Origin of the sequence: Neglectibacter sp. X4, from assembly GCF_009917365.1 — a bacterium.
In the GTDB taxonomy this organism is placed as follows: Bacteria; Bacillota; Clostridia; order Oscillospirales; family Acutalibacteraceae; genus Acutalibacter.
This window is the reverse complement of the sequence record NZ_QWLE01000080.1, coordinates 1-7735: the sequence shown is the minus strand read 5'-3', so window position 1 is coordinate 7735 and position 7735 is coordinate 1. Positions and strand designations below refer to the sequence as shown.

8 protein-coding genes, 1 tRNA gene and 1 pseudogene are annotated in these 7735 nt (G+C 51.0%); 4 read left to right on the top strand and 6 right to left on the bottom strand.

From position 1 onward, the window contains the following. Positions 1–149 precede the first annotated feature (149 nt). Together D1841_RS19370 and D1841_RS19365 are read left to right on the top strand one after the other, a co-directional pair. Positions 150–308, top strand: coding sequence for a CPBP family intramembrane glutamic endopeptidase (locus tag D1841_RS19370; protein ID WP_237076429.1), 159 nt, complete (start codon positions 150–152; stop codon positions 306–308). Positions 309–313: 5 nt separating this feature from the next. Beyond that, positions 314–550, top strand: coding sequence for a hypothetical protein (locus tag D1841_RS19365; RefSeq protein ID WP_202622566.1), 237 nt, complete (start codon positions 314–316; stop codon positions 548–550). 85 nt (positions 551–635) lie between these two features. Here the strand turns inward: D1841_RS19365 and D1841_RS15785 are convergent, their stop codons facing one another. From D1841_RS15785 to D1841_RS15775, 3 genes are all read right to left on the bottom strand, one after another. Next, a complete protein-coding gene (locus D1841_RS15785) occupies positions 636–3023 on the bottom strand; it encodes a ferrous iron transporter B (RefSeq protein WP_160644553.1) in 2388 nt (795 codons plus the stop codon). Positions 3024–3097: 74 nt separating this feature from the next. Further along, entirely contained in the window at positions 3098–3319 is a 222-nt protein-coding gene (locus tag D1841_RS15780) for a FeoA family protein (RefSeq protein ID WP_160644551.1), read from the bottom strand. Positions 3320–3351: 32 nt separating this feature from the next. Then, entirely contained in the window at positions 3352–3564 is a 213-nt protein-coding gene (locus D1841_RS15775) for a FeoA family protein (protein ID WP_160644549.1), read from the bottom strand. 458 nt (positions 3565–4022) lie between these two features. On the opposite strand from D1841_RS15775, the gene D1841_RS15770 reads away from it, so the two are divergent. Beyond that, positions 4023–4301, top strand: a complete 279-nt coding sequence (locus tag D1841_RS15770; protein ID WP_160644547.1) for a hypothetical protein — start codon at positions 4023–4025, stop codon at positions 4299–4301. Positions 4302–4838: 537 nt separating this feature from the next. Next, a complete protein-coding gene (locus D1841_RS19535) occupies positions 4839–5228 on the top strand; it encodes a DUF4368 domain-containing protein (protein ID WP_160644546.1) in 390 nt (129 codons plus the stop codon). Between the two features lie 85 nt (positions 5229–5313). Here the strand turns inward: D1841_RS19535 and D1841_RS15760 are convergent. The 3 genes and pseudogenes from D1841_RS15760 to D1841_RS18765 form a co-directional block, all read right to left on the bottom strand. Then, positions 5314–5389, bottom strand: a tRNA-Pro gene (locus tag D1841_RS15760). An 879-nt stretch (positions 5390–6268) separates the two neighbouring features. Next, positions 6269–7066: pseudogene (locus tag D1841_RS19945) on the bottom strand (DUF4240 domain-containing protein); the annotation flags it as partial. Further along, positions 7063–7569 carry a hypothetical protein gene (locus tag D1841_RS18765; RefSeq protein WP_201751352.1) on the bottom strand — a complete coding sequence of 169 codons (507 nt, stop codon included), beginning with the start codon at positions 7567–7569 and terminating at the stop codon, positions 7063–7065. The pseudogene D1841_RS19945 and the gene D1841_RS18765, both read right to left, overlap by 4 nt. Between the last annotated feature and the right edge of the window lie 166 nt (positions 7570–7735).

Genomic DNA, 7735 nt, shown 5'->3' with positions numbered 1-7735 from the left:
GCCTTGAATTTGCCATTCTGTCCCTGCAAGGCAATCCCGCGCATTTTGAACTATATGTCAGCGGTTTTTCATTGACCAGCTCTCCCATAAAGAATACGGATTCCCTTTTCTTCGGGTTATGCCTGTTCTTGAATGCCATCAATGTGTGGATGGAGGAGGGCGTTTTCCGAGGACTGTTTATAAAGATGCTTTCTGAAACAAAGCCCTTTATGACAGCTAATTTTATTGCCGTGTTTCTATTTGGCATTTGGCACATTGTTATGCCGATCAGAAGCTATATAAACGGGAAATGCCATTTGCGGAAATGATTCTGATGAGTATTGGTTATGTGATCCTTGCCGGAATTATGGGAATCAAATGGGGGCTTCTTAACCGCATGACAGGGAATATATGGGTTGGGCTTGGCGACCATCTGTTCAATAATACCGTCGCTGCCAATATGCTGCATGTGGTTTCATCAACGGGTGCGGACGAAATGCAAATTGTCCGAATTATGGCTGCGCAGCTTATTTCATTCGTATTTGTCTTGATTCTTTACCGCCGTAAATAGAACAGTAAGGGATATTCTTCATTTGATTGTTTTCAGCGTATTGGGGCTGTCTGCATCCCAGTTTACTTATGAGCCTCCCTTCTGTTTATTTTGAGGCCGCAGCCACAGAACTCAGGCTTTGCGACTTCCCTTCGCCCTGATATCCCTTGCGCACCAACAGATAGATTATAGCGGCCAGGGCAGCCAAGGCAACCACCGTCCACAGGCCAAAACCCACCGTTCCGGTAAGCAGCCCGCCGATCTGGTAGACAATCAGGGAAATTACATAGGCAAAGCCGCACATATAGCCGATAGCGGCGCAGGTCCATTTCGCGTTGTTCATTTCCCGCTTGATAGCGCCCATAGCCGCAAAGCAGGGGGCGCACAGCAGGTTGAACACCATAAAGGAGTATGCGGATGCGGCGGTGAAAGCCATGGCGACATTGGCAACCAAGTCGCCGGGGTAGAACACCTGCATGGTGCTGACCACTTCCTCTTTGGCAATCAAACCTGTGATGGTGGCCACAGAAGCCTGCCATGTGCCGAAGCCCAGGGGGGCAAAAATCACAGCGATTACACTGCCCACTGCGGCCAGCAGAGAGGCGTTGCTGTCCTCTACCCAGCCGAAGCCGCCGTCCGTAAAGCCAAAGCTGCTGAGGAACCAAAGGATGATGGTGGAGAGGAGGATGATGGTGCCGGCCCGCTTGATGAAGGACCAGCCCCGCCCCCACATGGAGCGAAGGACGTTGCTGGCAGAGGGCGCGTGATAGGCAGGCAGCTCCATGACAAAGGGAGCGGGCTCCCCGGCAAAGGCTTTGAATTTTTTCAGCATAATGCCGGAAACCACCACAGCGGCTATGCCGATAAAGTAGGCAGAGGTGGTGACCAGGGCAGAGCCTCCAAACAGCGCCCCGGCAAACAGGGCGATGATGGGCATCTTTGCCCCGCAGGGAATAAAGCCGGTGGTCATGATTGTCATTTTGCGGTCCCGGTCCTGCTCAATAGTACGGGAGGCCATAATGCCAGGAACGCCGCAGCCGGTGGCTACCAGCATAGGGATGAAGCTTTTGCCGCTCAACCCAAAACGGCGGAAAACGCGGTCCATGATGAAGGCGATCCGGGCCATATAGCCCACATCCTCCAGGATGGCAAGCAGCAGGAACAGCACCAGCATCTGGGGCACAAAGCCCAGGACAGCGCCGACGCCGCCCACGATACCATCTAGGATCAGGGAGGCCAGCACCCCGCTGACCCCCATGGCGTTCAGCAGGTTTTCTGCCAGGACGGGCAGGCCGGGGACATATGTCCCATAACTGGCGGGGTCCGGCTCCTCCACCGTAAGGGCCTCGGCATAGCTTTCTTCTGTCACTTCCAGGGTACTGACTTCACCGGCATCGGCATCATAGAGGTATGCCACAGGCTCCCCGCCCTCGTATGCCTCTATAATGGCGGAAGCCTCTTCAAACGCACCAGACGCCTCGTCATAGCCATCTGCGTCCGAGCCGGAAAAGGGTAGGAACCAGCCGTCCCCAAACAGGCCGTCGTTGGCCCAATCCGTGGCGGCTGTGCCGATGGAGACACCCCAGCCGCCCATGGCAAGGGCATACACCAGGAACATGACAGCCACAAAGATGGGCAGGGCCAGGATGCGGTTGGTAACAACCTGGTCAATTTTGTCCGAAACGGATAAGCTGTGCTTTGCGGCCTTTTTTCGCACCGCTTTGGAAACCACCGTGTTGATGTAAGAATACCGCTGGTTGGTGACGATGCTCTCCGCGTCGTCGTCCATCTCCTGCTCGCAGTCCGCGATATGTTCTTCCAGGTGTGCTTTCAAGTCGGAGGGGAGGTTCAATTCCTCCATAACCTTCTCGTCCCGTTCAAAAATCTTGATGGCGTACCAGCGCAGGTAGCCGCCGGCTACCTTGCCCTGAATAGACTCCTCAATATGGGCCAGGGCGTGTTCTACGCTGCCGGTGAACACATGGGGCAGCTCCCCGGCCTGCTTCTTCTGCGCCAGATCCACAGCCTTTTCCGCAGCGGCCATGCCGCCCTCGCCTTTGAGCGCACTTATCTCCACCACTTCACAGCCCAGGGCACTCCCCAGCTTGGCGAGGTCAATGGCGTCGCCGTTCTTCCGCACCAGGTCTATCATGTTTACCGCCACTACCACCGGCAGGCCCAGTTCAATCAATTGAGTGGTGAGGTAAAGATTGCGCTCAATGTTGGTGCCGTCCACGATATTGAGGATAGCATCTGGCTTTTCCTTTATAAGATATGACCGGGCCACTACCTCCTCAAGGGTGTATGGGGACAGGGAGTAGATGCCGGGCAGGTCTTGGATTATTGTATCCTTATGGCCCTTCAGCCGGCCCTCCTTTTTCTCTACCGTTACCCCTGGCCAGTTTCCCACATACTGGCTGGAACCGGTGAGGGCATTGAACAGAGTTGTTTTGCCGCAGTTCGGATTGCCAGCTAACGCAATTTTGATATCCATTTGATGATCTCCTTTCGTGTATTAGTCACATCTAACTCAAGGCGGAAATAATAGCGGCCTTCCGCCGCGCTGGCTTACTGGACTTCGACCATCTCCGCGTCGCCCTTGCGGACGGACAGCTCATAGCCTCGAACGTTCAACTCCATCGGGTCGCCCAGGGGAGCTACCTTTCGCACGAAAATCTCTACACCCTTGGTGATGCCCATGTCCATGATACGGCGTTTCACCGGGCCTTCTCCGTGGATCCGCGCCACAATCGCCGTTTCACCCACCTTAACATCCTTCAGTGTTTTCATATCGATCTTCCTCCTTTTCTATGAGTTAATTCTTAGACCATGATTCGGTTTGCCATCGTTTTATCCAGCGCAATCCGGCTGTCCTTTACCTGCACGATAATGTTCCCTCCTATCTCGCTGACTACCGTTACATCGCTGTCTACCACAAAGCCCAACTCCGCCAAATGCTGGCGAACTTCATCCTTACCGGAGATTTTACGGATGGTAATGGTTTCTCCAACCTTTGCCATTGTAAGCGGCATCATTTCTTCACCTCCTCAACAAGGGGGTTAGCAACCGCTAACTCAAACGAACATAGTTTAACACGACTAACCGCTCTTGTCAAGCCCGCGTGAAGAAAAAACTGCCTTTTTGGTTAGAAGAGACTAATTTGCTGCACAGCATTGACCAAAAGAATTGCTGAATGGCACAAAAAATTATCGGCTAAGTCCTATAAAAATCCTCCCCTTTTTGGGATGGCAAGCATGAGCACAAACTATCCATAGGATAGTTGTGTCCGACGTTGTCGGACGGCACGGTTACCGGGCAGCAGCCCGAACCCACTTTTGTAAGGGCAAGCCACTTGGCTCAAAATTTGCGTTGCAAAACAAAGAATACGGCTTTTAGAAATCTGGAAATGCCAACACAAAAAGTAAGAAAAATGTCGGTGGACTTTCGCGGCAAGGTGTGGTATCGTGGTGTGCTGAGAAAGGAGGGCTGACAAATGGCTCAGAAGAAGTTGTTGACTAACGGAAAGGCCTTTAAGAGAACCGATGCCCGCTGGGGCGGCACCGTCTGGTACATGGACGAGAGAGGGGAGCGCAAACGCAAATCCTTCTCAGGCACCACTAAAGCGGAAGTTACCAAGAAAATGACCAACTACGTTGCAGCGTTCAAGGAAGAGTTACAGGAGTCAGATGAATCCCGCAAGACCTTGAAAGAGAGCATGACTCATTGGCTACAGGTGTTCAAATTTCCCTGTATGCTTCTGTACAAGCCATAGAAATTCCCCCCTTTCTCCCACATGGGGTGTTGAATGGTTTATAGTTGCTTTTTATAATCCAAAGGGGCGGCAGCATTTTGTCTATCGCCCCTTGATTATCCGTCCAATTTTGCTATCTCATCATAAATAAAGTCAGGCTATTCGTTACTCCAACGGGCAAAATTCTTGAAAAAAATACTAAGAGCTTATTATATATGCCCGGAATGATTAACCTTTTCCCTTTCATCAACTTTGGATAAGCTATTTCTACTACTTTTTCCGGCTTCATAACTGCATATTTGAATAATAAGTTAAAGCGATGTTATAGCCTGTTACAAGCTGAAAAAGCTTGATTTTAAGCCGATTTTTCAGACTCAGAAACGTCTCGTAACACTTGGTAACAATTTGGGTTACTAACAAATTACTAACAAATGTATATGCGGGTATAAATTTTCAGCCTGCGGAAATTTATACAAAACGCATTTTTCAGTGCTTCACCACATACTCATAATACCGCGCCAGCTTGACCGGCTTTTTGAACATATTTACGAGGACAATGTGGCGGGTAAGATATCCGACGACCGTTTTATGAAAATGTCCCAGCGGTATGACGAGGAGCAACAGCAGCTCAAGAAAGACATTGCAGAGTTACAGTGCCAGTGCGACAAGGAAGATGACAGGGCTTTCTGTAAGGAGCAGTTTTTAAGGGCCGTGCGTAAGTTCATGGAGATGAGAACGCTGACGCCTATAATTTTGCATGAGCTTGTGGAGAGAATTGACGTGTATCACATCCAGGGAAAGGGTAAGGACAGAACGCAGAGGATTGTGATCCACTACAATTTTATCGGCACCTTGGATTTGCCGCAGGTTGAGGAATACCCGGACAATGTGGTGCTGGACAGCCGCCAGGGGGTGGCGATTGAGTATCTAGTCGGCAAGGCCGGGTAAAAGCCCCCACAAAAAATAATAAAGGAACAGCCTTTTGACTGTTCCTTTACATATGAGTGTTCAGTTGCGTTATGAACACTCGACATGGTCCGAGTGACAGGATTCGAACCTGCGGCATCCTGCTCCCAAAGCAGGCGCGCTACCAACTGCGCTACACCCGGTTATTTAGTTTCTGTCTAGCTGGGCGTATTCTCCCAAATGTCGCACACTACCAACTGCGCCACACCCCGATAGGTATTCTCATAGTGATCATCTAAAGATTTGCTTCTACCCTCATTATCCCAACAGCAAATAAAGTTAAAGCTACTTTGCAACAGAATATCATGGCCGAAAATCCCTCAATACTGTCTTTAAGTATTTTTATTATACCGTAAATAGCCGCAAAAGTCAATTCTATAATTTTATTACGTTTTCACAGTGTCTTGGAATACTAAATGTCAATGACGACTCGTGCTTTCCCTTCTGCTAAGAGGCCTACGCCCAAAGCGAATTTGAAAGATAGGTAGAACTTCTGGACGTGGTGTCCAGAAGCGGGACGTATTCTTAAGAGGTGGCGTTAGCTCTGTTCAAACCACTAATAGCAATTAGAAACCCATAATTTTACAGGTTGTAAGTTTTCGTGAAGAGTGAGAAATCCAGGACGGGCCTGCTTTTCAACATAAAAAATGTGGGAAACTCCGGGAAACGGCTTAAATACTAGGTTTTTTCGCGGAAAACCGCTTGCATATCAGTGGAAATTTTGCGTTTCCTTAGATAGTGTCTACACGAATTAAGTACGGATAGCAGCCCAAATAGCGGTACACGTCCGTTGTATCGCTATTTGGGCTGCTATTCGTGCTTAACTCATGTAGACACTATTTAAGCGGCTTTTAAGAAATATAGCAGCCTTTAAGCGAACGCATACAAATTCCGCTTAAAGGGCTTGTTTTGCGCTGTCTGCTCCGTCATTGATTGCGATATATCTCACGTCACGCTCTACGAAGAAAATTTCTGTATAGTAGCCGACTTCCAGTTAATGAAGGTGAGGATCAGCCCCTCTAGTGGCTTTTTTTGTCCTTGAAGTGCTTGCGGGTTTTGAAATTGACGGTATGGCCCAGGTATTCCCGCTTTTTGAGGATATGGACGATGGTGGAGGAACCCCAGCCGTAAATGTCCTTGACTGGCTTGGTTCGGTTCACACCCTCGTTAAATCTCGCCAGATGTACCGATGGAATTTCAACCTTGTCCTGGGTCAGCCGGGTGGCGATTTGATAGGGGCCGTAGCCAGCCAGCGTCATGGCGAAGATGCGCCGTACTACGGCAGCGGCCTCCTCGTCCACCAGCCAATGCTCCCGCTTTTCATCCCACAGATAGCCGTAGATCACTGTCCCCGTCTCCGGCTCGATCTTCTCCGACCATGCACGGGATACGGCGGGGTCAAAATCTTCGTAAGTGTTCCGTCCAGTGAGTTCCTCATAAGCGTAATTACCTACATAGCAGATCGTTTCAAAACAGCAGTCCCCATAGACAGGTACATCCGCCAATGAGTCCGGGTCCTTCAGCGCGGCCATGTACACATCCCGGCCCTGGGCGATCAGCCAGCCCCGGAAGTCGGTAAAACCGTCATCGGTGCAGCCGTCCAACATGACAGAGGCGGCGCTCCAGAGGCCGTATTTGTATGCCGCCGCCCGATACGCAAAAGCGGCATAGTCGAAATTCAGGGCCTGCTCCGGCCCCATCTCTATCAGCCGGTTCTCCAGCCATTGGCAGAAGGCATCCTGGTCCTGGCCGCACTGCTCCTTCGCCTGGGCGATCAGTTCCCAGAAGGTATCCTTGTTGATCTCACTGATACTGCTCACCGTGTCTCACCTCCCCGTTTTGGCTGCGGGCTGTGCTGCTTCAGTTCCGTTATAGCGCCCGCCTCCTGTTCCGGCCCTAAAAGGCTTTGAAAGCCCATGCGCTCCAGCACCTTCGCATAGAGCTGCTTTTCAAATGCCTGGTATTCGGAGGTAGAGGTATCCACCTCCCGCAGCGTGGCGGACTCGTAGGTGCTGCCGGGGATAATGTCCCAATCCACCGCCCGGAAGTGGACGGCGGTCAGCCAGTCCAAGAGGCTATGGCCGCTCATCTCCTCAAACAGTCCCCGGTTGTCCTCGTAAGGGAAACAGGACGGCACATCGATCCCCGTCAGCTCCTTTGCCATGCGGTACAGCGTGAAGCCGCTGGGGTCCATGTCGGGGGAGATGGCATCGTAAAACCGTTTCAGCTCATCCGGCGTGGACAGCCGGGGGCAGAACTCCTCCAGGGCGGCCTGGAGCGCCTCTGCCTTGCTGGACAGGAATCTTGGTTTTTGCCATAGCACAGACCTCCTTGAATGAAAATATGCTCTAAGCTGTCCTCACTAATCACCGAAAAATCAAGTGATTAACAAGTCGCTTAGAGCATATATCACCCGCCGCCAGCTTATATTTTTTGTACTGCCGCACCGCAAAATGGTTGGGCTTCTCGGATTCCAGCGCGTCAAACAT